The following is a 21,795-nucleotide window of genomic DNA, read 5'->3' as shown; positions in this document are numbered from 1 at the left end:
GGCCGTGTCCCATTTTATCGAAAAAGGGGGGTCTCTATAATTATTCGTCAAAAACCGTCACTTTCGACAGAGGAGAAAGCACTGAAATCAAGAACGGGACTTTCGCACCAACGAGCGAATATCCCCTGCATGAGGCATGCAGGGGATCATTTAAAACAAAGCGTTAAACCAATTGCTGTTGGCATTGTTGGGCAAGCTGTTGAATTTGACGCAATTGCTGAGCAGCCGCTTGTTCCCGTTGCGCGATTTGTTGAGGCTGAACTGTTTGAAACGCTTGAACTCCTTGCTGTTGGAACATTTGCGCGTTCTGTTCTTCTTGTTGCGCCAGTTGCTGGGCGATTTGCGAAATTTGCTGAAGGGCCAGTTGGGCTTGTTGATTGACCATGATCGGCACCTCCTTTCCATCGTCATCGTTTGTTATTGTTTGCTTTTGCTATCGCGCTATACATGATTTCGGCATACATAAACGGCGGTAAATATTGAATAATAAACGAAGAAAAGGAGGGGCAGTACGATGACTACCGAGCGACAGAAAAAAATGAAATGGTGGCAGCTGTCTTTGTTCGGCGTAGGCTGCACGATCGGTACGGGTTTTTTCCTTGGCTCCAGTTTGGCGATCAGCACCGGCGGTCCGCTAGTCCTCGTCGATTTTGTTCTGGCGGCGATCGGTACATACCTCGTGTTTGACGCTTTATCAAAGATGGCTGCCGGAAATCCGCAAAAAGGGGCTTTCCGGGCGTATGCCAAACAAGCTTACGGCCGGTGGGCGGGATTCAGCGTCGGTTGGGGGTACTGGTTTTCCGAAATGTTGATCATGGGAAGTCAGTTGACGGCGCTGTCGATTTTCACTCGTTTCTGGTTTCCACATATTCCGCTCTGGGTGTTCGCCTCCTTGTATTCAGTACTTGGGCTCGGTATTGTTTTGCTCGGAACGGAAGGCTTGAATCGTCTCGAGGATGGATTCGCGGTTATTAAGATTTCTGCGATTCTCATGTTTTTGCTCATTGCTGCTGCCGTTTGGCTCGGGTGGATTGACGGCGGAAACGCCGACGGGTTCGCGCAGTCGACAACTGCCTATCTGCCGCGCGGCATCTCCGGCTTGTGGGCGGCGCTCATCTTTGCTTTTTACGCATTCGGCGGAATCGAAGTGATGAGCTTCATGGCGGTGAAACTGCGGAATCCGCAGGAAATGCCGAAAGCGGGAAAAGTGATGATCGTGCTGCTTGCCGTCATTTACGTGCTTTCGATCGCATTTGCCGTTTCCATGGTGTCTTGGAAGGCGTTTGACTCCAAGGAAAGTCCATTCGTCATCGCTCTTAAAGGGTATCACCTGCCGTTCGTCTCCGATCTGTTCAACGGCGCGTTGATTATCGCCGGTTTTTCAACGATGGCGGCCTCGTTGTTCGGTGTGACGACGATTCTCGTGACGCTTGCCAAAGACGGAGATGCTCCCCGAATGTTCGCAAGAGAAGGGAAATTAAAGGTTCCCGCTCCGGCTTTCGGTTTAACGGTCGGCGGTGTAGTCGTATCGATCGTTCTTTCCTTGTTAATGCCGAAACACGTATACGAATACATTACGACTGGCGCGGGGATTATGCTTCTCTACAACTGGTTTTTTATTATTGTGTCGGCACGGCGGATCACCGATGTGTCCATGGTCGATCAATGGAAACACTTCACTGGCATGACGCTCATTTTGTTGGCGGTATTCGGAACGGTCTTTGACAAAAACAGCCGGCCCGGGCTTTTCATTAGTTTGCTGTTTGTGATCATCATTGCTTTTGCGGCATTCAAAATGCGCTCCTTCCGACAACGAAACCGCGCGCGTCGCGATAAGAGGGGATTGCTTAAGCGTTACAAACCGAATCCGTGATAAAGCAAAAGTTTAACACCTTCCCAGCCAAAATAAACCCCGAACCCGATCATCGATAAGCTTGACAGAACAGAGACTATCGATAGTAAGCGGGCGGTCAAAAAAGACCGGAAACCGCTTGAAATGCCGGCCATCGTTAGATCCCAGACGAGCAAGCCGGAAAAGATAGCCAAACTGTATAAAATTAACTCGCGCGTACCATGGGACGATGCGGTTTCGGCGAGGACCGAACCGTAAATGCCGAGCCAAAACAAAATCGTGAGCGGATTGGAAATTGACATGAAAAATCCAGACGTGAAAGCTTTCCAAACGGGATCGCTTCGCTGCCGCATTTCTCTTTGGATTTGTGCGGAACCAGAAAGACCTTCGATGCCCGAATAAAGGAGCACGAAACAACCGAACAACCAGAGGAAGGTTTTGATGACGGGCGTGTCGATGATTTGGACGACACCGAGATAAACGATCAGCATGTAAATGCCGTCCGTCAATACGGCCCCGATACCGACAACCCAGGCGTGGAAAAAGCCGTTTTTGATGCCCCAATCCATTTGGGCGGCATTGATCGGCCCGATCGGGGCTGCCAAGGACAGTCCTAACAACAAATAGCTGACATATGCGGACATGGAACGACCTCTCTTTGTCGTAGAATAGACAAGTCTTTCATGATACAAAGTATTCATGAAAACGAGGTTGTACCACTTTATTTCGGAAAAAAGGAGGCAGATAAGAATGGAACAGCGTGGAGTGATTCACTATGCGTTGGAATCGGTACGGGTTGCGCAACATGAGGTGATTCAAGCACAAGCGAACGGTGATCCGCAAAACGTGCAACGAGCGGCACAACATATGAAGATCGCCCGTGACCGGCTCGACGAAGTGCGCGGCAAGGCGGAAACGGACGAGGAAAAGCGTGAAATTGCGCGTGCCGAGGAATTGTTGAGACATTTGGAGGAAGCGAGAAACGGCATGGCATAAAAGGGAAAGGCCATGTGCCTTTCCCTTTAGTTTTTTGTGGCAGCCGGTTTCCGTGCATCGACGAGTTGTGATGCATAATCAATAACCGCTTGACACCCGTCGGCGTCTATGTCGTTCAAGTGTCGTTGCATTCCGTATTGCAAAACCGAAAGCTTGGCGGGGTCTTTGAAGACGGTAAGAATTTGCCTGTCGAGCGGTTTTCGGTCGTGGAGCGGCCAGACGACGTGCTCCCGGCAAAGGTAGGCCAAATTCACTTGTTCTTGACCGGGAAGGGCATGGTGTATAAAAATCGGCAGCCGTTTGCGAAACGCTTCGCTGATGGTGACTCCGCCCGGTTTCGTGACGATGGCGTCGGCCTGATCGTACAAGGCGTTCATTTTCGCTTTTGAATGAACATAGGCTAACGGCTGCACATTCCAGAGCCGCGTCCGTGCCAATTTTTCATACAATTTTGCATTGTTTCCGCACAACACCAGGTACTGAACGCTTGGCTGGTTAGAATCACTAAACAGTGACGAAACATCGAGCAATCCTTGGTTTCCTCCCGAAATTAAGATTCGGTATGGAGGCGTGTGCGTCCTAGCCTCGATTCGTTGCGAAAATTTTTCATGCACGGGAATGCCGGCGACGGTAATGCGGCTCGGCGGCACGCCGTGTTCATCGATTAAAGTGCGTTTGACCGCACGATGCGGAACAAAATGATGATCGATATCGGTTCGTCCCCAGAAATCGTTCATGAAAAAGTCCGTACAGACGTTAACGACGGGAACGCGACAGCGCATTTGTTTCTTCAAAGCATTCATCAAAAACGACGAAAATCCATGCGTGCACACGACAAGATCGGGCTCTTCCTCACAGAGGATTCTTTCGAGCGGGGTCATCAATAAGCGGTGGCTCCATTTCAATACGCTTGCATCTTTCGGTGAACGTGTATAACCGAAACGTGCATACAATCGATTGTATGAGCGCGGCGCCATGTCGATCCATTTCAAATACACTTGAATCCCGGCTTTTTCCGCGGCGGGGTTGAGCGTGCTCAAAAAGTTGATTTTTTTACAGTTCCATGCAGGTTTTCTTTTTTTCACATAATCGCTGATCGCATCGGCCACTTGGTGATGGCCGGAAGGCATGCTTGTAAAAGGCAAAAATAAAATCTTTATGGCAAAATCCTCCCTTACGTTTATTCGCTCGGTGAAGGATGGATGAGCTTGTCATAAGATGCCCCCATCCTTCTTTGTTTATGAGCGGATGCGGTAGGGAAAATGTTGCAAAAAAACCAGCCCGGCACAGGCCTCGGCTGGTTGATCAAGTGGCTGCAGCTTCGTAAGTCTCTGCTTCCATTGCCTTTAATCTGAAGGAATGAATCGTGATTTCCGGACGGCTGCCGATGCGCAAATTCACGGCGCTCTGCCCGAGCCCTTCGTTAATGTAAAACGGCTTACCGTCGACGTGGTGCAATCCTTTGAGCATGTTCATTCGAACCAATTTCCCCATCGTTTTTGCCATGTGATAAGGTTTCGGCCAACATATTTGTCCGCCGTGAAAATGGCCGGACAGCAAATAGTCGAACGGATGCTGCTTCATTTCAAGTACGAGATTCGGGTCATGTGTCAAGATGAGGCGAAATCCGTCTTTCACGTTCCGAAATGACTGCAGCAGCCGGCTGCGTCCAGTGCTGTAGTCGTCGATTCCGATGATGTGGAGCGGATGGCCGTCGACGTCGAGGCGGCGATTTTCGTTGCGAAGCGTCGTCACGCCCGCCTGTTCGAGCGTTTGTTGCAATTTTGCGAAGCTGTCTCGATCAAGAACATAATCATGGTTGCCGAACACCGCGAACATTCCGTACTTCGGTTGCAGTCGGCGCAACTGCTTCAAATAAGGAACGAGCCGCGGAATCGTTTTTTTTCGGTCGAGAAAGTCGCCTGTCAAAGCAATCAAGTCAATCGATTCGTCTTTGAGCAGATCGTACAGCCGCCCGGGGGATACTGAAATTTTTTCAAGGTGCAAATCGGACAAGTGCAACACTTTCAAGTACGGTCCCCCTTTACCGCGGCACGTTCGGTTTGGCGATACGTAATTCACGACCGCCTGTTTCGTATTTCGATGTGCTTTATATAAGGACAAGCCGATGACGGCAGGAATCATCCATTTAAAAAATCCCATTGATCTACCCTCCCCCGTCCATTATACGGGGTCAACGGAAAAATGTAATCGGTAATTGATGGGGCCTTTACCAATGTTCAACGGGATTCGGGTGTGTACATGTTGAGCAATGTTTCTTTCGACATGAACAAATATTTCGGCACGAGTTTTCGGTGCTTTCTCTTGAAGGGGCGCCGCGTTGACAACCAAAAGATCGGATAACAAGTCAATGATTTCATGGCGAGATAAGCCCGGCTCTGAATCGGAAAGGAATCGAAGCCGAGCCGGTCGGATGAGCGGCTTAAAAGCGTGACGCCGATGATTCCTTTGATTTTGTCGCTTTTTTTGTGACGGGAGACGTGCGAAGCGAGATAGGGCATGGCCTGAAGGATACGCTGGTACAACAGGCGCCCTTTCATGAGATCGTTTCCGTTGGCGCACAGTTCCCGAAGCAGCTTGGCATTATGAAGATGAATTTTCACGAGCAGGTCGTTGCGGCGAATTTTTACGCCGTCGGTCAAAGTTCTGTCCGGTCCTTTGTATTTTGCCAACCTGACTCGAAATACCGGATCCCCGTCGTCTTGGGCCAAATAGGACAGCCGTGTGCAAGCAAAATAGATCGGGTCGATCCAACGCCAGACGGAAATGAGGCATAACCTGAAACAGCTAGCCATACATGCGTGTCCCTCCTTTCAACGTTATTGTGAGTCAAATGACCGAAATTCATATTGGCAATTAAAGGACGCCGAACGCATAGTTGCGCGCGAACGGCGGAAACTAACGAAAAACCGGGCAAAGCCGCAGGAAAGGATGACGATCGTGGATTTGGAAAAATCGTATGAAAAGGCGCTGAAGGCGGAGCGGCTAATAAAAGAAGCCGCGAAGCGCGTGAAAGAAGCACGCAACGAAGAAGAAGTGGAAGCCGCGCGCAAGCAGCTGCGCGACATTCAAGGGCTCGTGGAAGAAAGCGAGCAGCTGCTGTATTCGCTTGGGGAAAGAGAGTAGGCGGTCAAGGGGCGTTGACTCCGTCGATGATCTTCGTGGAAGCCCATTCGCAAGTGACGGCGAATAAGACGATTTTGAAGTCGATGACCGTAGCCGTGAGCAAGAACACGCCGAGGTTCATCCAGAACATCGTGCGGCCGGGAGGCTCGCGGCGGTAGGCGGCGATTGCGAGGGCGGGGATGACCATGCCGCCGCTGGAGGCCCCGTATTTGATCATGAGGCCGACGCCGAGGCCGAATAAAATGCTGCCGGCGAGCAAATCGATTCCGAGATGAACGTGGGGCATGTCCGTAAATCGGTCAAAAAAACCGATGGTGAGCGACGTCACGGTGACGGCGTACATCGTGCGCAACGTCCACGGGATGCCGAACCAATGGATGGCAAACAAAAGCATCGAGAAGTTGACGAACCAAAGTGCGATGCCGAGCGGCAAGTGCAGGAAATGGTTCAAGAGAATGGCGAGTCCGGCTGCGCCGCCGGACGGGATGTGATGCGGGAATAGGAAAAGCGCCATCGACATGCCTTGAAGCATGCCGCCGCACGTAATCCAACCCATTCTTGTGAAAATTTCGGGCGTTTCCGCGAATTCTTTCATCGAAAGACCTCTCTGGCATGAAATAAGGTTTCACTTCCATATGTATTTGTCCACTTTCAAGAATATTAAAAAACGAGGATTTTCACCTCGTTTTTGTGCCAAATGATGCGCGACGGCATTCATTGATGCAACCCGCATTCGGTTTTCTCCATGCCGGCCCAGCGTCCGGAACGCAAATCGCGGTCGTAGGATGCCGGCATCGTGCATGGCATGCAGCCGATGCTTGGATAGCCCCGGTCGTGCAGTTCATTGTACGGCAAGTCGCGGCTTCGAATGTATTGCCAGACGCCTTCCCAAGTCCAGTGAATGAGCGGGCAAATTTTTATGAGTTTGAACTTGTCGTCCTTGTTGATGAAATCGAGTTGTTCCCGGTGCGGCGATTGCTCGCGTCGCACTCCGGAAATCCAAGCCTTTTTGCCTTGCAACACTTCTGTCAACGGCTTGATTTTGCGCAAATGGCAGCAAAGATTGGCATCGCGCTTCCAAAGCTGGTCGCCGTATTGCTCAGCTTGCGCCGCCAGCGACAAATTCGGCTTCTTTAAGCGAATGTTTAATGTCGGGTAGCGGTCTTTCACGTTTTCAATCAGCTCATACGTTTCTTTAAAGTGCAATCCTGTATCCAAGAACACGATTTCGGCATCGGGGCGAACTTGGCTGATCAAATCCGTTAACACTACGCCCTCGGCTCCGAAACTACATGCGTAAACAATGTCGTCTCCGAATTCCCGATAACTCCAATCGAGCACGTCGACGCTGTCTTTCCATTGGCCGCCGATCGCGCCGACGGCTTCTTCATCCCACGTCTCATACGTTATACGGCCCTTCAATGACGGAGCCTCCTTTCATTCCGGTGGTTATGGAAGGGAGATGCACGAGTTCGTTGTTTTTCAGCCGGATCTCGTTCATTTTGTTTACATCTCCGTATTGTTGAATCGATAAGCAGGCCCGAATCCATGATCCGTGACCGAACAGCAACAGGCGATCGACTCCCGCATGGCGGCGAAGCACCCGGATCACCCGGCGTTCAAAATCGATGAGCGGCTCGCCGAGAACGAGCGACCGCGGCTGGTGCAGCCAACGTTCGCCGTATGCCTCGATCAGTTCGCTTTTTCGTTTTCCTTCGAACGGCCCGAAATCCAGTTCGTCTAAGAGCGGTTCCACAACCGGATCGGAATACCCGTAAACTTCCGCGGTTTGCCGTGTCCGTCGCAATGAGCTCACAATAATTTTATCAAACGGACCTAACGTCGCAAGCGTCCGCTTTTGTTCGGCGATCTTGCCGCATTCTGCCTGAACAGCTCCCTTCTCAACCGGTTCGTCCCGCCTGCCTTGCAGCCGTCCCGCTCTGTTCCATGCGGTCGGCAAATGGCGAATCAGGACGGCTTGCACGATTCTTCCTCAAGAAAGAACGTCTCGCTTCGCAAACCTCGTCGTTGCGTTTCCAACAAGAGTGCCGATCGCACATCGACGTTTCCGAGGTTCACGTTTGTCCCGAATCGGTTGATGAAGAACATTTGCTGTTTGGCGGTCGGTGCTTCAAAAATCATGCGGGATATCTCTACGGCATTCGTCAATTGGGTAACGATATCCATCTTCACTTGACCGTCTTTTCCGTAAATCCCTGCCGTTCCCGACCCTCTTCCTTCAGTAATCACGTATTCGCAACCCGCATCAAGCAGCGCTTGCGTTTCCTTAATCCATTCGGCGATCGGAATTTCTTTTGCATGGTCTTTGTGACCAACTTCTCCGATCATGTGGAACGTGTTCTTCAATTCTTCAATTAACTGTAAGCGTTCTTCCAGCGGAATGTCCAACACCCCGTTGGAGATTTCCATCCATTCAATTCCGTGCGCTTTCAAATATTCGATGTATTCCGGCAGAACGCCTTTCGCGTAACTTTTTTCAAACAATGTGCCCCCGAAGTATGGAATAATGTCGTACTCTTTGTAAAGAGTCAATTTGTCGTCGAGGCTGGGAGTCACATACGCGGTTCCGATTCCTATTTTTACAATATCGATAAAAGAATGGTGGTCATGCAATAGAAGCTCAAGTTCACCGATGGGGACGCCGAAATCGACGACCGAAGTAAGACCGAAAGTTCGCGGTTTTTCCGTTCGTTCGGGCAAGGATAAGAAATTCATTGTAGGCGAACACCTCCTAGTTGACAGCGTATTCACCAGTCAGAAAAAAGTTCGCGCAGCAGGGATGGGCGAATGTGCATATTTGCTGCCTGTATGTCAAACAATAGAGGCGAAAAGGAGTTGGATGCCCCGTGGCGGATCAAAAAGCGAAAGCAAACGGGCTCGAGATCGCGGCGATCAGCGCCGTTCCCTTGATTCTCGTGCTCGGCAATTCGATGCTCATCCCGATCTTACCGAAAATGAAATCCGTGCTGAATTTAACGCAATTTCAAGTGAGTCTCGTTATTACGGCGTTTTCGATCAGCGCCGGGCTCGCGATCCCGATTTTGGGTTACCTTTCCGACCGCTTTTCGCGAAAAGCGATCATGATCCCTTGTTTAATTTTGTACGGCGGCGGCGGATTGTTGGCCGGTTCCGCTGCAGCTTGGTTCGGCAATGCCTATTTATGGATCATGTCGGGAAGAATCATCCAAGGCATCGGGGCTGCCGGAACCGCTCCGATTGCGATGGCACTCACCGGCGATCTGTTCAAAGGCGGGCAACAAAGCCGGGTGCTCGGTCTGGCTGAGGCTTCCAATGCGCTCGGTAAAGTCGTATCGCCGATTCTTGGCGCTTTGTTTTCAATTTTGTTCTGGTATGCTGCGTTTTTTGCGTTTCCGGTGTTTTGCGCCGTCTCCATCATCCTGTTGATTTTCTTCGTTAAAGAGAAGAAAACGAATAATTCTTCGCAATCAATCGGCAAGTACATGAAAGGCTTGTTCGGGGCGTTTCGGACGGAAGGAAGATGGCTGTTCGCCGCTTATTTGACCGGCGCCGTCGGTTTGTTCACGTTGTTTGGCATTTTGTTCTACTTGTCCGACATTTTGGAGAAATACCATAACATTAATGGCGTTCCGAAAGGCGGAGTGCTCGCCATTCCGCTGTTGTTTTTATGTACGACGGCCTATTTTACAGGGGCAAAAATCAAGAAAAATCAGGCGTTGATGAAAAAATTGATCGTCTTCGGCTTGTTTTTGATGACGGCGTCGTTCGCGACGTTGATCTTTTTCGACCGGCTCATTCCGTTCATCGGCGTGCTTGTGTTCAGCAGCATCGGCACGGGCTTAATTCTTCCGTGTTTAAACAGCTTGATCACGGGGGCGGTTAATAAAGAAAAACGCGGATTCGTTACGTCGTTGTACGGTTCCGTGCGATTCCTCGGGGTGGCAGCAGGACCTCCGGTGTATGGCTGGTTAATGGGCATTTCCCAGACGATCATGTTTTTGAGCACGGCGGCGCTCACGTTTGTCGTGGCCTTTATCGTCATTTTTCTGATTCACGTGAAGAAGGAAAAACAGCCGACCGGCGAACAAGAACAAGAACAAGAGCACAACAGCTTGTTTAGAAAATTGCAGCTGAACACGGAATAGACGGCGCATCCATTTGCGCTGAAGTAATCTCAACGTCACGTTTGCACAACCATTTAAGGAGATGATGCTTCATGGAAATTTACATTTCACCGGAATTCATCAACAATGAGTCTCAAGTGTACAACATCGTTGACGAGCAGGGGGATGCCGTTGGTTACATGGCGTGCGTCCAAGACGAGGAAAGGATGTATGTGTACGGTCTCGCTGAAAACGAAAGCGTCGAGGAGGATTTCAAGGACTTGACGACGCCGTTCATCGAAGGGTTGGCGGAAATGAAGCCGGACCTTGATATTTATTGTCACTTGTTTGTCGGCGGAAAACGTCTGGAAGTCCCGGGCGATGAAGGGTCGGAAGACGACGAGAAATCAAAATGATCGAACTGCCCCTGGGAAACCACAGGGTTTTTTTTATATTGTGAAACTTGTCGATGTCTCAACCGTTATACAAAGGGGAGGGATGTTGATGTCTAAAAAGAAAAACCAACGACTCGCTGTCTGGATTGCGGTAGGAATAGCAATCGGAGCAGGGTGGGGCAGTGCCGTTGACAGTCCTTACGGTATAGTTTGGGGCGTCGTCAGCGGTTTGATTTTCGGGTTTGCTATGGATCGAATCGATCGCTCCAAGCGGAAGGATTAAAGATTTAAAATGAGCTTTCCTGAACGGCAGCGCGAGACGCAAGTGAGCATCGTGTCTTCCTTCTCGCGTTCTTCATCGCTCAAGAACGAATCGTAGTGATCGATTTTCCCTTTCAGCACCTCGACTTCACACGTGCCGCAAGCACCAACCCGGCAAGAATACGGTACTTTGACACCGGTCTCGCGCAACACTTCGAGCACCGTTTTGTTCTTCGGGACGTGGAGCGTTTGTCCGGTTTTGGCAAGCACCAAAGTGAACGGCTGCGGATTCGGTACCGGTTTCGCCGCGAACCGCTCATGATGCAGGCTGCCTTTCGGATAGCCGAGCGACAAGGCCGCTTCAGTGAAGTCGTGAATGAAGCTTTCCGGACCGCAAAAGTAAACATGCGAGCCGATCGGCAATTCAAGCAGCCGTTCGGTCGTCAGTCGATGGCCGGTTTTTGAAAAATAAAAGCAGGCGTTGCTCCCGAAGCGGCGTTGGATTGCATCGTAAAAAGCACAGTCCGCGCGGGAACGCGCGGCATAATGCAGCTCGAAGGACGCGCCGCGCTCGGAGAGCTCGCGCATCATCGCCATGAAAGGCGTGATGCCGATGCCGGCGGCGAAAAAAACGTGATGTTTCGCCCGAAAGCTTAACGGAAAGTGGTTTTTCGGGCAACGAATTTCGACTTCGTCCCCTTCGCTGACACGGTCGTGCCAATAAACCGAACCGCCTCTCGAACCGCTTTCGCGTCGGATCGCGATTTCGTAAAATTCGCGATCGCCGTCGACAAGCGAATAGTTGCGCTCAAAACCACCCGCTGTCGTCGCAATGTGGGCGCCGGCGCTGAATCGAGGCAGCTCGCGGCCATCCGTCGCGCGCAGCCGAAATCTTTTGACGTCCGCGGTTTCTCGAATCATTTGATCAACAGTGACTTTCATCGAATCACCTCATTCGTCCGGATAGCCAAGATACGCCCGGTGAAACGTGGAATAATGCTCCGACACCGACAGGGGAAGCCCGCAATTGGCGCACGCCAGCCGTCTTCGGCTCCCTGCCCGTTGCACGGCATGGCATCCCGAGCAAAACACTTGCTTGTTTTCGGCTCCGACGGTGAGCCATTGCATTTCTTCTTCGGAAAAGCCAGCGTTTTCCGCGAGTCGTTTCATTTGATCGACCCAATCCGAGCGTCCTGCCCCGTACAAATAACTCCCCATTTTTTGCTGCGACAGCCACTGAGCCGCGTCGGATCGCCCGTAATGCCGCTCGAACGGGAGCTCTTTTTCGGCAAGCGTTTTTTCGATTTCCTGCAGCATCTTCCTCCCGGCCTCGTCGCCGAACAACAAATAGAGCCGTTTATTCGCTGCGAATTCGAAGTTCATCGGCGTAACTCCAGTCGTAAATGCTCCAACAAAGCTTTTCGAAAAGGGGCCAAGCCCTTATAGGCCGCGACGTCGTCGGGAAGTTCCTCGACGACCGAACGGAATCGCCGGAGCCACTCCTGGTTTCCAGCGAGTTCTCGCACCGACAACAGATGCGTATGAATGCTGAACAAGATACTGTGCGACGCGGGCAACCGGAACAATTTTTGCACCTCCACCCGCAGATGAATGCGGTCACCGGCGTTTTCCGGCGTGATCTCCTGTCGCTTTCGTCCCCATGACGACACGGTTTCGAGCGGAGTGTCCAGCTGTCGGTCGACGGTGAGCGACCAATTTTTTCGCGTCCAAGGCTGCTCCGGCTCAATTCTCATAATGAATTTGCGAATCTTTTCGAGCAACCGGCTTTTGGAAAGTCGTGGAACCGGATCATGAATCGCGCCAAAGGCCATACCGATGTCAAAGGCGAGCGACCAGTTGGCGGGAAAACAAAGTTGTCCCGCGTCGAGGTAGAGCTCTCCATCGCGCTGCATCATGAGGATCAAGTCTTCCTGGACATGGCGGCCAATTTTATATAACGGCTCTTCCTCGCCCTGCCGCAGCTTCCCGCATCCAAATATTTCCTTTTCGCCCGTGAGTTTGTTGAAAACCTCCGTACGCTGTCCATCGTGTACTACCGCAAAGTGTTCCGGGTAGAACGCGCTAAACTGTTCTATGATGAGGTCGGCGGCTTCCCGCTGGGCATCGAGCGTATGGGGCAGAGAGCGGTAACACCTGTCGAAATGGGTGTCAAGCAGGCGGCGTTTAAGGGCGATTTCCTTACGATATTCGGGCGTAATCTCGATGCAGACGGGAGGTTCCAGCGGTACGGAGTTGTTGGAATAGCGGAAAGTATCCTCTTCGAATGGAAAAGGAAAAGATTCGAGCACTGCGGTCACGGTCATCGCTCCTTTTCCCGGTTTCTTTCTATTATAGCTTAGATCGAAGTTTCGGGTCAGCGAACCATCGAGCACTTTCTATTTCGGACGGATTTCGGCTCCCTTGGCGCGCAGATTTTCGATGCATTCGTACAAATAAGTTTCGTCGTGTTCAGGGTAGACCGGATCGGAAACATTGGTCGTTCGCTTTTCGATCTCTCGCTCTCGATACGGAGCACAGTTCTTTCCTCTATAGCACGGGTCATCCCACAACGGATCCACCTGATACCCGCGTCGTTGCATCTCGTCCATCACTTTTCGATGGTAACGATAGAGTTGGATCGGCGAATAATCAAACACGTAATCGACCGTCGCGTGGGGTTTTCCCCAGCTGTTGCCGCGGAGCGCGCAACATTCGCGGTGCTGGCCGAGCAATTGGGCGCGCGGCAGGTCGGAAAGCAGGGCTTCATGCCATAAACGCATCGTCATCCCTCCATGGTTTTATTATAAAACAAGTCGGAAAGCGGGCAAACTAGGAAGGAGGTGAAGCGAAATGAAAGGAAAACAAACGATTGTCTTTAATTTTGACGGCGTTATTCACAGCTACACGAGCGGTTGGAAAGGTATTGGTATGATTCCGGATCCGCCGGTCGAAGGCATTCGCGAGACGATACAAGCGCTTCGAAAGAAGTATCGGCTGCTTGTCGTGTCGTCGCGCTGCCGGGAGGACAAAGGGCGTGTGGCCATAAAAAAATGGCTGCGCGACCACGAAATTGAGGTCGACGGCATCACGTTGGAGAAAGAGCCGGCGGTGGTGTACGTCGATGACCGGGCCGTCACGTTCGACGGCAACGCTGCACAGCTCGAAAAACGCATTCGTGAATTTCAGCCGTGGCACAAACGGTGACAAAACGTGGAAAATTTTATAAAAAAAAGAGGATTTTTCGTGTGCTTGGCAAAGTAATTAGTAGTTGAGCATTGCAAATGAGGAAGGGAAAAGAATTACTGTTGATGAAGGCGGATGCGGATGTAACGGACATCACGCTAGGTCTGGCCGGCGAAAAGCAGTAATCGCGCAAACTAGAAGAAGTTTTTCCGGTCGTATTAAGTAAACTGAGGAAAATGGTTATGGAGGAGAGGATGTTGGAATGCCGGAAATTTCGCATGAAACGTACATTCAAGCTCCGCCTGAAAAAGTTTACGAAACGTTGACGACGGCGGCAGGCTGGAACGCCTGGTTTACTGACGGAACGACCGTCGATTTGGAAGGAGACATTCGCTTTCGCTGGCAGAATTTCGGGAGCGAACGAAAAACGATTGAAGACGGCGGTCCCGTATTGGAGGCGGTTCCGTACAAGAAATTTACGTTTCAATGGTTTCCCGGAGAAACGTTGTGCACCGTTTCTCTCAAGCTAGCTCCTTATAAGGAAGGGACGCTCCTGTCGATACATGAAACCGGGTATTCGACTTCCGATCGAGATTTGTCCGCCATGGCAAACTGCGCCGCCGGCTGGGGAGAGGCGATGACTTTACTGAAGTTTTATTTAGAAAGAGGCATTGTATGCAAGGAGGATTTGCGGGGATGAACATAACGGAAATGACGATGCAATTTCGCGTAAAAGATTACGAAGAAGGCGTCCGTTGGTATGAAAAATTGTTCAGGCGTCCGGCCGATTTCGTTCCGCATGAAGATTTCGCGGAATGGGAAATGCTTTCCGGCTGTTGGCTTCAAGTTGCGAAAGGCGAACCTGCCGAAGGCAGCGGTCCGCTGAGACTCGGGGTTGATGAGATTGAGGGGGAGCGAAAGCGGCTCATTGCGGAATTGGGCGTCGAGCCGTCTCCGGTTTATTCGCGGGAAGGGGTGCCGGTCAAGTGGTGCACGTTTTCGGACCCGTGGGGAAACCGGATCGGTTTCTTTCAAGAACTTTCGTCAGGAACGAATCAAAAGGAGCAGGAAAAATGACAGAACTCGAAAGTCGAATCGAATCGTTGGAAAAGGAAATCGCGGAAAAGAAAAAGGAATTGGCGCGGCTGAGAAAGCAAAGAGAAAGAAGAGAAGTTGAAGATTTCCGGTTGCGGGATCCCGACGGAAACGAGATCAAGCTCTCGCAACTTTTCGGGGAGCATGACGAATTGGTCGTGATCCAAAACATGGGCAGAAACTGTTCATACTGTACGATGTGGGCTGACGGCTTTAACGGGATTTACGAATACGTGCAGCGGAAAGCTGGTTTTGCGTTGGCTTCTCCGGATTCCCCGGACATTCAACAAACGATGCGCAAGCAACGGGGCTGGACGTTCCCGATGGTGTCGACGGAGGGAACGTCGTTTAAAAAAGAGACCGGATTTGCAGACGAACATGGGCAACATCCCGGTGTTTCCGTGTTCAGAAAAGGTCCGCACGGAGAACTTTATTATACAAACCGTGCCGATTTCGGCCCGGGGGACGATTTTTGTGCGGTGTGGCATGTATATGATATGCTTTCCGATAGAGGTGATGGAAAATGATTCGCGTTCGATTTGCAAGCATTCCCGTCAGCGATCAAGATCGGTCATTGGCTTTTTACACCGAAAAACTCGGGTTTGAAGTGGTCACTGACCAACCTTTCGGCAATGGCCAGCGTTGGATCGAGTTGCAACCGCCGGGATCGGAGACGCTCATCGTATTGTTTACGCCGCCGGGGCAAGAAGACCGCATCGGCCAATTCCAGAACGTAGCGTTCACGAGCGACGATGTCGAGAAAGACTACCGCGAACTCTCCGAACGCGGCGTCGAGTTTATCGAACCGGCAACGCGGCAACAATGGGGCGGCATTCAGGCGATATTCCAAGATCCGGACGGCAACAAATTCGTGCTCGCCAGCCCGGATCAATAAGCGAAAAACACTTCCTTTTCGGAGGTGTTTTTTTGGTTGCAATTTTGTGTGGACCTGTTTATAATAAAAAACGCCGTTAAAAACGGGGCCCCTTGGTCAAGTGGTTAAGACACCGCCCTTTCACGGCGGTAACACGGGTTCGAATCCCGTAGGGGTCATGGCTGGAGGCTAGAGGGTAGAAGTTAGAAATTGTATGTTAGAGTAAAAGATAATCCAGCTTCTAACCTCCAACCTCTCACCTCTAAACTACGGAGGGGTAGCGAAGTGGCTAAACGCGGCGGACTGTAAATCCGCTCCCTCAGGGTTCGGCGGTTCGAATCCGTCCCCCTCCATCGGGCAATGTGGAGAATCTTTCCGGGTTCTCTACATTTTTTTTCTGTTGAAAAGGAACGCATGTTCGTATATAATGAGAACAAACATTCGTTCCGGGAGGTGCGTGCGATGCGCTTTGAAAAAGGCGACATCGTTCAAATGATTTATATGGACGGCCAAGGCCGATTGAGCGAACGGTACGTTCGCGTCCTTGCAGTGACGGAAGACTTATTCACCGCGTATTGCTATTACCGCCGGCGGCCGCGAACGTTTGCGGTGCGGAACGTATTAGCCGCGGAGCTGAAGCGACGGCAGTGTCGTGAAAGTTTCACAATCGATCGGGGAAGCAAATACGATGGCCGTAGGGAAGCATATGGTGGCACGTATGAATCGGGGAGGTCACGAGCAGAATGAAGAGAAAAAGGAGCATCGGTTATGTGGAGTGTTCACCAAAGGCTTGCCGAACTATGGTTGAAGGCATCTTCCGGAAAGGAGTGGACGTCTGAAGATGAACGTGACTTTCGGCATTGCATGGAAGCGAATTTGAAGAAAGCGCAGAAACTGAGCCGCTTGTATAACGAGTCGCTGGTCGCTTCGATGGCGAACGACGCCGAGTGGAATCACGACATTTGCGAACGCATCGAGAAAGAAAAAGAAAGGATGGCATAACCGGATGCCATCCTATCTGCTTGTGTTACAGGGCGGGTGAAAACAGACGGGCGACGGATTCTTTTGCGCGGACCGTCAAACGGCGGTTTCGATAGCGTTCGAGATCGACTTGGACGCTTTCCGCGATGTCGGTTTTATAGTTGTTGATCAACTCTTTTACGCTCGAGCAGTTGAAAAGAAACACGTTGACTTCAAAATTGAGGTTGAGGCTCCGAAAGTCGACGTTCGCTGTTCCGATGGAAGCGTAGCGGCCGTCGACGATCATGATTTTTTGATGCATAAACCCTTTCCGATACATGTACACTTCGATTCCGTTGTCGAGCAGTTCGTCGAAATAAGATCGGGTCGCATATTTCGTGAGAAATCCGTCGTTCGTTTCCGGTACCATTAATTTGACAGAGACCCCTCGCGCGGCGGCCATCGCGAGCGCGGATCGAATGGCTTTGTTCGGAATGAAATACGGCGTTGCAATCCAAACCGATTGTCGGGCGGACGTGATCATGCTGAAATAAAGGTTTGTCATGAGTCCTTCGTTCGAATCCGGTCCGCTTGCGGCAACTTGCACGCCTCCGTCGCTTTTCCCCATCGGAAATGTTCGCTCGGTTTGTTCAGGCGTCACCGTTTCATGGGATAGATAAGCCCAATCGATGATAAAGATCGCGTGCAAACTGCGAACCGCTTCACCTTTCACGAGCAAGTGCGTGTCTCGCCAAAACCCCATCCTTTTATCGCGGCCAAGGTATTCGTCCCCGATGTTCAAACCGCCGACAAACCCTGCTTTGCCGTCGACCACAATAATTTTTCGATGGTTGCGGAAGTTGATTTTTTGGTTGAAAAATCCGGACTTGATCGGCGAAAAGCAAGCCACTTGGACACCGGCGGCCTCCATTTTTTTAATCGTACGCATTGACAACCCAACGCTGCCGACGGCATCGTAAATCAGCCTCACATCCAGCCCTTGCCGAGCTTTTTCCTCTAGAACACGAACGATCTCAGTTCCGATATCGTCGTCCCGAAAAATGTAATATTCGAGATAAATATAACGGCGGGCGTTTTTCAAGGCTTCGAGAATGGCGGGAAATGTTTCATCTCCGTTGCGCAACACTTTGGTTTCGGTGAAAAAGCTGATCGGGAAATTCGATTTTTTGACGATCATGTTGGAAATCCTTTGTTCCTCGCCGGTCATGTTTTCCCAGAGCGGGTTTTGTTTATTGTTGAACGCATTTCGCAAGTAGGTTTCATTGTTTTCCCGTTTTCTTTGGAACAAGTACCCTTTCACTTGCAATTGCCCTGAATAAATAAAATACAAATAACCGATTACAGGAAGGAACAACAAGACATAAATCCATAACAACGTTTTGTAAGGTGAACGGTTTTCCAACAGGAGTTGAAACACAATCGAAACCAACACAACAAAATAAAGAATAATGGCGAACGTCTTTGCAGCCGAATGATGGTGCGAAAACAATCCGACGTAAAGACAGCCGGTCAAGATGGCGAGCAATACGAATTGCCTGAGCTGCTTGTTCATTTTGCGTCTCCTCGAAAAGTAGGTAAACATCCGTTTAAACATACCCGTTTTTCAAAAAAGCGAATCTTCTGATTGAGCCATGCCGACTTCGGGTAACTCCATAGTAAGGAAATCGCCGCCGGTATGCGGGAAATTCGAATGAAAAGGAGCCCGACATGGTGGACATGCTCTTGGATCTTCTGAACCAACTTGGGGCGTTCGGGTTGATGATCGGTCTCGCGCTCGAATCCTCGTCCCTGCCGTTCCCAGGCACGTTGATTGCCTTATTTTACGGCTATTTGCTGCAACCGGGAATCGCAGAACTCATTGCCATCGGTTTGGCAGGTGCCTTCGTGTATACATTGTTCAGTTTCATTCCTTATTTTCTCGGCTATAAGATGGAAGGGTACATCAAAAGAAAATTAAAGCACCGAAAAATTGAACGAGCCCAGCGATCGTTTCAGCGGTTCGGCACATGGAGCATCGCGCTTTCGCGCCCTTTCGGCGTCGGGAACTACATTTCCTACGCTTCCGGGGTCAGCAAAATCAAACCGCTCCCCTTCGCGGTCTTGACATTTGTCGGTGTACTGCCATGGCTCCTCTGTCTGCTTTTTCTTGGTCAAATGGGGAAGGTGGATTCGGTTCGTTCGATTCTTACAGGATTTCAAACGTATGTCGTGATCGGGGTGTTACTCATCATAGCCGGAGGGTTCGCCTGCAAGTTCATTAAGAAAAAGAACGTTTCCGCCTTTCGCGAAGGAAAGGAGACGCACGAAAGTTAAGGCCGACCCCGAGCAAATCGTACGGTTTCTATTTGCCACGTCCTTTGTTTCCGGATGAGAAAGAATACGGCGTACACGGACATTTCTAAGCCGTGTATCGTTGCGTCTTTTTTTTCCGAAAATCGCGCCAGTCAATCGCGGCTAAAGGTCAACCTCTCGGTGCCCACAAAATGACAGCGGTGCCGAGCAAGCAGATGGAAGCCCCGAGCCAATCAAAGAAATCCGGTGTCTTCCGATCTGCGGTCCAGCCCCAAAATAACGATAAAAGGATGAAAACTCCGCCATAGGCAGCATAAATCCTACCGAATGCCGGGAAGTTTTGCATCGTCGGGATGATTCCGTAGGCAATCAAAAGAAAGCTGCCGATCACCCCATAGACGAAGGAATAGCCTTCGCGCAGCCAAAGCCAAACGAGCCAGCCGCCCCCGATTTCGGCAAGGCCAGCCAATAAAAACAACAAGATTGCTTTCATCGGAAGTCACCTCACATCGCAGACAATAAGAAGCCGATCAGTGGATGTCGCGTTTTTTGAAGCGTCCGCCTTTTACGTCATGAATATCGCCGATCGCCAAAAATGCCGACGGGTCAAATTCATCGACGATGCTTTTTAATTTTGCTTCTTCCATACGGGTAATGACACAGAAAATCATCATTTTGTCGTCGCCGCTGTAGCCGCCTTCCCCGTTTAAATAGGTGATTCCGCGGCCAAGACGGGAATTTAAAGCATCGCCGATTTGTCTATGTTCTTCACTGACGATCCAAACGGAACGGGAAGATTCGAGACCTTCGATCGTAATGTCGATCATTTTAAACGCGATGAAGTAAGCGATCAACGAATACATCGCACGATCCCATCCGTAGACGAAACCGGCGCTTCCGAGAATAAACACATTGAAAAACATGACGATTTCGCCGACAGAAAAAGGGGTTCCTTTGTTGAAAAGAACCGCCAAAATTTCTGTTCCGTCCGACGTTCCCCCGTTACGGATAACGATACCGACGCCGATGCCGAGGATGATTCCGCCAAAAACGGCTGCCAAAAGCGGGTCGTTCGTTAATTTCGGAACGGTCTCCAACATGAAAGTGAAAAGGGATAACGACGTGATGCCGAACATCGTAATGATCGCAAAAGTTTTGCCCATTTGCTTGTAGCCGAGGAAGAAGAATGGAAGGTTTAGCAGGAACAACAAGAAACCGAGTTGAACGTGGAACAAATACGATAAAATAATGGAAATGCCGACGATGCCGCCGTCAATGATCTCGTTCGGAACGAGAAATACCTCAAGTGCGACGGCTTCGAGAAACGCTCCGATTGGAACAAACAACGCTCTTCGGAAAATCTGGCTTGTCGAAAGTTTTTTATGTTGAATCGTTTCGGCAGGAATATTCAAAGGCCGCTTGCCCCCTTCGTTTAGTGAAAAATCGCTCTCAAAATCGATGGTTTGGAAACAATACGTGCGTGTTCTCTTTTATTATATCGTTTCCCCGCTTACTTTTGTAGCGGACGGTCCCTTTGATTAGGATTGAAACGGGCGGTTTTTGGGAAAGAAGAAAGAAGGGACAAACATTTTATGCACGGATGAATAACTATGCAAAATCTTGTCGTGTTGAACCATCATGTTCGAACACGCTACAGTAGACGCAGAAGATAAGGAGGCGAAAACAAACGATGGATAGACAAGTTTCCATTATCGGCGTCCCGATGGATTTGGGACAAGCCCGGCGCGGTGTCGACATGGGTCCGAGCGCGATTCGGTATGCCGGCGTCGTTCAGCGTCTCGAGAAACTCGGTTACGACATTGAAGATCTCGGAGACATTGAGATCGGGCGGCCGAGGTCCGACGAACGGGAGTCTGAAAACAGCAATTTAAAAAATTTGAAACAAGTCACAGAAGCGAATGAAAAATTGGCACAGACGATTGACGCCGAGATGCAAAAGGAACGGCACACGCTCGTGCTCGGCGGTGATCATAGCATTGCAATCGGTACGTTGGCAGGGGTTTCGAAGCATTTCAAGAATCTTGGCGTCATTTGGTACGACGCGCACGGCGACTTGAACACGGCGGAAACTTCGCCGAGCGGAAACATTCACGGCATGCCGCTGGCGGCGAGCCTCGGCATCGGACACGAGTCGTTGATCCAAATTGGGGGCTACGCACCCAAAGTGAAACCGGAGAATTTAGTCATTATCGGGGCACGCTCACTCGATGACGGCGAAAAAGCGTTGATTCGCGAAAAAGGCATTCGCGTGTACACGATGCACGAAATCGACCGGCTCGGCATGACGCAAGTGATCGACGAGTCTATCACTTATTTGAAAGAGCGGACCGATGGTGTCCACTTGAGCCTGGATCTCGACGGACTCGACCCTCATGACGCGCCTGGAGTCGGTACGCCGGTAACCGGAGGCATCAACTACCGTGAAAGCCATTTGGCGATGGAAATGCTCGCCGAATCGGGAATCATCACCTCAACCGAGTTCGTCGAAGTGAACCCGATTTTGGATGAGAAAAATAAAACCGCCGAGGCGGCGGTAGCGTTAATTGGTTCCTTGTTTGGAGAAAAGTTGAAATAAGAACCGAAGAGCATCCTTTT

General features: G+C 50.6%; 31 protein-coding genes and 2 tRNA genes. 17 read left to right on the top strand and 16 right to left on the bottom strand.

Annotation, left to right across the window (positions count from 1 at the left end; translation table 11 throughout):
• Window positions 1–163 precede the first annotated feature (163 nt).
• Window positions 164–385 carry a hypothetical protein gene (locus VFK44_06920; GenBank protein HET7628106.1) on the bottom strand — a complete coding sequence of 74 codons (222 nt, stop codon included), beginning with the start codon at window positions 383–385 and terminating at the stop codon, window positions 164–166.
• Between the two features lie 129 nt (window positions 386–514).
• Here VFK44_06920 and VFK44_06915 point away from each other — a divergent pair, with 129 nt between their 5' ends.
• Window positions 515–1,873 (top strand): amino acid permease, encoded by a 1,359-nt coding sequence (locus tag VFK44_06915; GenBank protein ID HET7628105.1) that lies wholly within the window; start codon window positions 515–517, stop codon window positions 1,871–1,873.
• On the opposite strand, the gene VFK44_06910 is transcribed toward VFK44_06915, so the two are convergent.
• Window positions 1,855–2,496: a LysE family transporter gene (locus tag VFK44_06910; protein ID HET7628104.1), complete on the bottom strand. Its 642-nt coding sequence runs from the start codon at window positions 2,494–2,496 to the stop codon at window positions 1,855–1,857. The two genes, VFK44_06915 and VFK44_06910, sit on opposite strands and share 19 nt — an antisense overlap.
• A gap of 106 nt (window positions 2,497–2,602) precedes the next feature.
• Here VFK44_06910 and VFK44_06905 point away from each other — a divergent pair, with 106 nt between their 5' ends.
• The gene (locus VFK44_06905) at window positions 2,603–2,848 is read left to right on the top strand and encodes a hypothetical protein (GenBank protein HET7628103.1); all 246 of its coding nucleotides are present in this window, start codon (window positions 2,603–2,605) and stop codon (window positions 2,846–2,848) included.
• Between the two features lie 26 nt (window positions 2,849–2,874).
• On the opposite strand, the gene VFK44_06900 is transcribed toward VFK44_06905, so the two are convergent.
• The 3 genes from VFK44_06900 to VFK44_06890 form a co-directional block, all read right to left on the bottom strand.
• Window positions 2,875–3,993 carry a galactosyldiacylglycerol synthase gene (locus tag VFK44_06900; GenBank protein HET7628102.1) on the bottom strand — a complete coding sequence of 373 codons (1,119 nt, stop codon included), beginning with the start codon at window positions 3,991–3,993 and terminating at the stop codon, window positions 2,875–2,877.
• A gap of 160 nt (window positions 3,994–4,153) precedes the next feature.
• A complete protein-coding gene (locus VFK44_06895; GenBank protein ID HET7628101.1) occupies window positions 4,154–5,011 on the bottom strand; it encodes a metallophosphoesterase in 858 nt (285 codons plus the stop codon).
• Window positions 5,012–5,088: 77 nt separating this feature from the next.
• On the bottom strand, window positions 5,089–5,664 hold the full coding sequence (locus VFK44_06890; protein ID HET7628100.1) for a hypothetical protein: 576 nt from the start codon (window positions 5,662–5,664) through the stop codon (window positions 5,089–5,091).
• Between the two features lie 145 nt (window positions 5,665–5,809).
• Between VFK44_06890 and VFK44_06885 the strand changes: the two genes are divergently transcribed.
• Window positions 5,810–5,995 carry a hypothetical protein gene (locus tag VFK44_06885; protein HET7628099.1) on the top strand — a complete coding sequence of 62 codons (186 nt, stop codon included), beginning with the start codon at window positions 5,810–5,812 and terminating at the stop codon, window positions 5,993–5,995.
• Window positions 5,996–5,999: 4 nt separating this feature from the next.
• On the opposite strand, the gene VFK44_06880 is transcribed toward VFK44_06885, so the two are convergent.
• The 4 genes from VFK44_06880 to VFK44_06865 form a co-directional block, all read right to left on the bottom strand.
• On the bottom strand, window positions 6,000–6,590 hold the full coding sequence (locus tag VFK44_06880) for a YitT family protein (GenBank protein ID HET7628098.1): 591 nt from the start codon (window positions 6,588–6,590) through the stop codon (window positions 6,000–6,002).
• Between the two features lie 119 nt (window positions 6,591–6,709).
• Window positions 6,710–7,405, bottom strand: coding sequence for a phosphoadenylyl-sulfate reductase (locus VFK44_06875; GenBank protein HET7628097.1), 696 nt, complete (start codon window positions 7,403–7,405; stop codon window positions 6,710–6,712).
• Window positions 7,395–7,979 carry a histidine phosphatase family protein gene (locus VFK44_06870; protein HET7628096.1) on the bottom strand — a complete coding sequence of 195 codons (585 nt, stop codon included), beginning with the start codon at window positions 7,977–7,979 and terminating at the stop codon, window positions 7,395–7,397. The genes VFK44_06875 and VFK44_06870 overlap by 11 nt, the downstream gene beginning before the upstream one ends.
• Window positions 7,964–8,731 carry a phosphosulfolactate synthase gene (locus VFK44_06865; protein HET7628095.1) on the bottom strand — a complete coding sequence of 256 codons (768 nt, stop codon included), beginning with the start codon at window positions 8,729–8,731 and terminating at the stop codon, window positions 7,964–7,966. The genes VFK44_06870 and VFK44_06865 overlap by 16 nt, the downstream gene beginning before the upstream one ends.
• A gap of 131 nt (window positions 8,732–8,862) precedes the next feature.
• On the opposite strand from VFK44_06865, the gene VFK44_06860 reads away from it, so the two are divergent.
• The 3 genes from VFK44_06860 (at window position 8,863) to VFK44_06850 (ending at window position 10,776) form a co-directional block, all read left to right on the top strand.
• Window positions 8,863–10,140, top strand: coding sequence for an MFS transporter (locus tag VFK44_06860; GenBank protein ID HET7628094.1), 1,278 nt, complete (start codon window positions 8,863–8,865; stop codon window positions 10,138–10,140).
• 71 nt (window positions 10,141–10,211) lie between these two features.
• Window positions 10,212–10,514 carry a hypothetical protein gene (locus VFK44_06855; GenBank protein HET7628093.1) on the top strand — a complete coding sequence of 101 codons (303 nt, stop codon included), beginning with the start codon at window positions 10,212–10,214 and terminating at the stop codon, window positions 10,512–10,514.
• A gap of 88 nt (window positions 10,515–10,602) precedes the next feature.
• On the top strand, window positions 10,603–10,776 hold the full coding sequence (locus tag VFK44_06850; GenBank protein ID HET7628092.1) for a hypothetical protein: 174 nt from the start codon (window positions 10,603–10,605) through the stop codon (window positions 10,774–10,776).
• Here VFK44_06850 and VFK44_06845 read toward each other — a convergent pair.
• The 4 genes from VFK44_06845 to VFK44_06830 all read right to left on the bottom strand — a co-directional run bounded on the left by VFK44_06845 (window position 10,773) and on the right by VFK44_06830 (window position 13,534).
• Complete coding sequence (locus tag VFK44_06845) at window positions 10,773–11,696, bottom strand: PDR/VanB family oxidoreductase (GenBank protein ID HET7628091.1); 924 nt, start codon at window positions 11,694–11,696, stop codon at window positions 10,773–10,775. The two genes, VFK44_06850 and VFK44_06845, sit on opposite strands and share 4 nt — an antisense overlap.
• Window positions 11,697–11,705: 9 nt before the next feature.
• Entirely contained in the window at window positions 11,706–12,137 is a 432-nt protein-coding gene (locus VFK44_06840; protein HET7628090.1) for a dimethylamine monooxygenase subunit DmmA family protein, read from the bottom strand.
• Window positions 12,134–13,078, bottom strand: coding sequence for a DUF3445 domain-containing protein (locus VFK44_06835; protein ID HET7628089.1), 945 nt, complete (start codon window positions 13,076–13,078; stop codon window positions 12,134–12,136). Before VFK44_06835 ends, VFK44_06840 begins: the two co-directional genes overlap by 4 nt.
• Before the next feature lie 72 nt (window positions 13,079–13,150).
• Window positions 13,151–13,534, bottom strand: a complete 384-nt coding sequence (locus VFK44_06830) for a TIGR02328 family protein (protein HET7628088.1) — start codon at window positions 13,532–13,534, stop codon at window positions 13,151–13,153.
• Window positions 13,535–13,604: 70 nt separating this feature from the next.
• Here VFK44_06830 and VFK44_06825 point away from each other — a divergent pair, with 70 nt between their 5' ends.
• The 9 genes from VFK44_06825 (at window position 13,605) to VFK44_06785 (ending at window position 16,908) form a co-directional block, all read left to right on the top strand.
• Window positions 13,605–13,958, top strand: coding sequence for a hypothetical protein (locus tag VFK44_06825; GenBank protein HET7628087.1), 354 nt, complete (start codon window positions 13,605–13,607; stop codon window positions 13,956–13,958).
• Between the two features lie 241 nt (window positions 13,959–14,199).
• Window positions 14,200–14,637, top strand: coding sequence for an SRPBCC domain-containing protein (locus tag VFK44_06820; protein HET7628086.1), 438 nt, complete (start codon window positions 14,200–14,202; stop codon window positions 14,635–14,637).
• A complete protein-coding gene (locus VFK44_06815; GenBank protein ID HET7628085.1) occupies window positions 14,634–15,014 on the top strand; it encodes a VOC family protein in 381 nt (126 codons plus the stop codon). The genes VFK44_06820 and VFK44_06815 overlap by 4 nt, the downstream gene beginning before the upstream one ends.
• The gene (locus VFK44_06810; GenBank protein HET7628084.1) at window positions 15,011–15,559 is read left to right on the top strand and encodes a DUF899 family protein; all 549 of its coding nucleotides are present in this window, start codon (window positions 15,011–15,013) and stop codon (window positions 15,557–15,559) included. Before VFK44_06815 ends, VFK44_06810 begins: the two co-directional genes overlap by 4 nt.
• On the top strand, window positions 15,556–15,927 hold the full coding sequence (locus VFK44_06805) for a VOC family protein (protein ID HET7628083.1): 372 nt from the start codon (window positions 15,556–15,558) through the stop codon (window positions 15,925–15,927). Before VFK44_06810 ends, VFK44_06805 begins: the two co-directional genes overlap by 4 nt.
• An 86-nt stretch (window positions 15,928–16,013) precedes the next feature.
• A tRNA-Glu gene (locus VFK44_06800) sits at window positions 16,014–16,085 on the top strand.
• 92 nt (window positions 16,086–16,177) lie between these two features.
• A tRNA-Tyr gene (locus tag VFK44_06795) sits at window positions 16,178–16,259 on the top strand.
• A 109-nt stretch (window positions 16,260–16,368) separates the two neighbouring features.
• A complete protein-coding gene (locus VFK44_06790) occupies window positions 16,369–16,653 on the top strand; it encodes a hypothetical protein (protein ID HET7628082.1) in 285 nt (94 codons plus the stop codon).
• 21 nt (window positions 16,654–16,674) lie between these two features.
• A complete protein-coding gene (locus tag VFK44_06785; protein HET7628081.1) occupies window positions 16,675–16,908 on the top strand; it encodes a hypothetical protein in 234 nt (77 codons plus the stop codon).
• 25 nt (window positions 16,909–16,933) lie between these two features.
• On the opposite strand, the gene cls is transcribed toward VFK44_06785, so the two are convergent.
• The gene (cls, locus tag VFK44_06780; protein ID HET7628080.1) at window positions 16,934–18,439 is read right to left on the bottom strand and encodes a cardiolipin synthase; all 1,506 of its coding nucleotides are present in this window, start codon (window positions 18,437–18,439) and stop codon (window positions 16,934–16,936) included.
• A 155-nt stretch (window positions 18,440–18,594) separates the two neighbouring features.
• Between cls and VFK44_06775 the strand changes: the two genes are divergently transcribed.
• Entirely contained in the window at window positions 18,595–19,200 is a 606-nt protein-coding gene (locus VFK44_06775) for a VTT domain-containing protein (protein HET7628079.1), read from the top strand.
• 148 nt (window positions 19,201–19,348) lie between these two features.
• On the opposite strand, the gene VFK44_06770 is transcribed toward VFK44_06775, so the two are convergent.
• Window positions 19,349–19,672, bottom strand: a complete 324-nt coding sequence (locus VFK44_06770) for a YnfA family protein (protein HET7628078.1) — start codon at window positions 19,670–19,672, stop codon at window positions 19,349–19,351.
• A 37-nt stretch (window positions 19,673–19,709) separates the two neighbouring features.
• The gene (locus VFK44_06765) at window positions 19,710–20,591 is read right to left on the bottom strand and encodes a YitT family protein (protein HET7628077.1); all 882 of its coding nucleotides are present in this window, start codon (window positions 20,589–20,591) and stop codon (window positions 19,710–19,712) included.
• A gap of 278 nt (window positions 20,592–20,869) precedes the next feature.
• On the opposite strand from VFK44_06765, the gene rocF reads away from it, so the two are divergent.
• Window positions 20,870–21,775: an arginase gene (gene rocF / locus VFK44_06760; GenBank protein ID HET7628076.1), complete on the top strand. Its 906-nt coding sequence runs from the start codon at window positions 20,870–20,872 to the stop codon at window positions 21,773–21,775.
• Window positions 21,776–21,795: the final 20 nt, after the last annotated feature.

The sequence above is a fragment of the Bacillales bacterium genome (assembly GCA_035700025.1).
Classification (GTDB): Bacteria; Bacillota; Bacilli; order Bacillales; family DASSOY01; genus DASSOY01.
This window is presented reverse-complemented; position numbering and strand designations above follow the sequence as displayed.

Excerpts from the sequence above, each read along its gene's own strand:
- VFK44_06920 (HET7628106.1), bottom strand. The coding sequence starts at position 385 with ATGGTCAATCAACAAGCCCAACTGGCCCTTCAGCAAATTTCGCAAATC.
- VFK44_06915 (HET7628105.1), top strand. The coding sequence starts at position 515 with ATGACTACCGAGCGACAGAAAAAAATGAAATGGTGGCAGCTGTCTTTG.
- VFK44_06910 (HET7628104.1), bottom strand. The coding sequence starts at position 2,496 with ATGTCCGCATATGTCAGCTATTTGTTGTTAGGACTGTCCTTGGCAGCC.
- VFK44_06905 (HET7628103.1), top strand. The coding sequence starts at position 2,603 with ATGGAACAGCGTGGAGTGATTCACTATGCGTTGGAATCGGTACGGGTT.
- VFK44_06895 (HET7628101.1), bottom strand. The coding sequence starts at position 5,011 with ATGGGATTTTTTAAATGGATGATTCCTGCCGTCATCGGCTTGTCCTTA.
- VFK44_06890 (HET7628100.1), bottom strand. The coding sequence starts at position 5,664 with ATGGCTAGCTGTTTCAGGTTATGCCTCATTTCCGTCTGGCGTTGGATC.
- VFK44_06880 (HET7628098.1), bottom strand. The coding sequence starts at position 6,590 with ATGAAAGAATTCGCGGAAACGCCCGAAATTTTCACAAGAATGGGTTGG.
- VFK44_06865 (HET7628095.1), bottom strand. The coding sequence starts at position 8,731 with ATGAATTTCTTATCCTTGCCCGAACGAACGGAAAAACCGCGAACTTTC.
- VFK44_06855 (HET7628093.1), top strand. The coding sequence starts at position 10,212 with ATGGAAATTTACATTTCACCGGAATTCATCAACAATGAGTCTCAAGTG.
- VFK44_06850 (HET7628092.1), top strand. The coding sequence starts at position 10,603 with ATGTCTAAAAAGAAAAACCAACGACTCGCTGTCTGGATTGCGGTAGGA.
- VFK44_06845 (HET7628091.1), bottom strand. The coding sequence starts at position 11,696 with ATGAAAGTCACTGTTGATCAAATGATTCGAGAAACCGCGGACGTCAAA.
- VFK44_06840 (HET7628090.1), bottom strand. The coding sequence starts at position 12,137 with ATGAACTTCGAATTCGCAGCGAATAAACGGCTCTATTTGTTGTTCGGC.
- VFK44_06835 (HET7628089.1), bottom strand. The coding sequence starts at position 13,078 with ATGACCGTGACCGCAGTGCTCGAATCTTTTCCTTTTCCATTCGAAGAG.
- VFK44_06830 (HET7628088.1), bottom strand. The coding sequence starts at position 13,534 with ATGCGTTTATGGCATGAAGCCCTGCTTTCCGACCTGCCGCGCGCCCAA.
- VFK44_06825 (HET7628087.1), top strand. The coding sequence starts at position 13,605 with ATGAAAGGAAAACAAACGATTGTCTTTAATTTTGACGGCGTTATTCAC.
- VFK44_06820 (HET7628086.1), top strand. The coding sequence starts at position 14,200 with ATGCCGGAAATTTCGCATGAAACGTACATTCAAGCTCCGCCTGAAAAA.
- VFK44_06815 (HET7628085.1), top strand. The coding sequence starts at position 14,634 with ATGAACATAACGGAAATGACGATGCAATTTCGCGTAAAAGATTACGAA.
- VFK44_06810 (HET7628084.1), top strand. The coding sequence starts at position 15,011 with ATGACAGAACTCGAAAGTCGAATCGAATCGTTGGAAAAGGAAATCGCG.
- VFK44_06805 (HET7628083.1), top strand. The coding sequence starts at position 15,556 with ATGATTCGCGTTCGATTTGCAAGCATTCCCGTCAGCGATCAAGATCGG.
- VFK44_06790 (HET7628082.1), top strand. The coding sequence starts at position 16,369 with ATGCGCTTTGAAAAAGGCGACATCGTTCAAATGATTTATATGGACGGC.
- VFK44_06785 (HET7628081.1), top strand. The coding sequence starts at position 16,675 with ATGTGGAGTGTTCACCAAAGGCTTGCCGAACTATGGTTGAAGGCATCT.
- cls (HET7628080.1), bottom strand. The coding sequence starts at position 18,439 with ATGAACAAGCAGCTCAGGCAATTCGTATTGCTCGCCATCTTGACCGGC.
- VFK44_06775 (HET7628079.1), top strand. The coding sequence starts at position 18,595 with ATGGTGGACATGCTCTTGGATCTTCTGAACCAACTTGGGGCGTTCGGG.
- VFK44_06770 (HET7628078.1), bottom strand. The coding sequence starts at position 19,672 with ATGAAAGCAATCTTGTTGTTTTTATTGGCTGGCCTTGCCGAAATCGGG.
- rocF (HET7628076.1), top strand. The coding sequence starts at position 20,870 with ATGGATAGACAAGTTTCCATTATCGGCGTCCCGATGGATTTGGGACAA.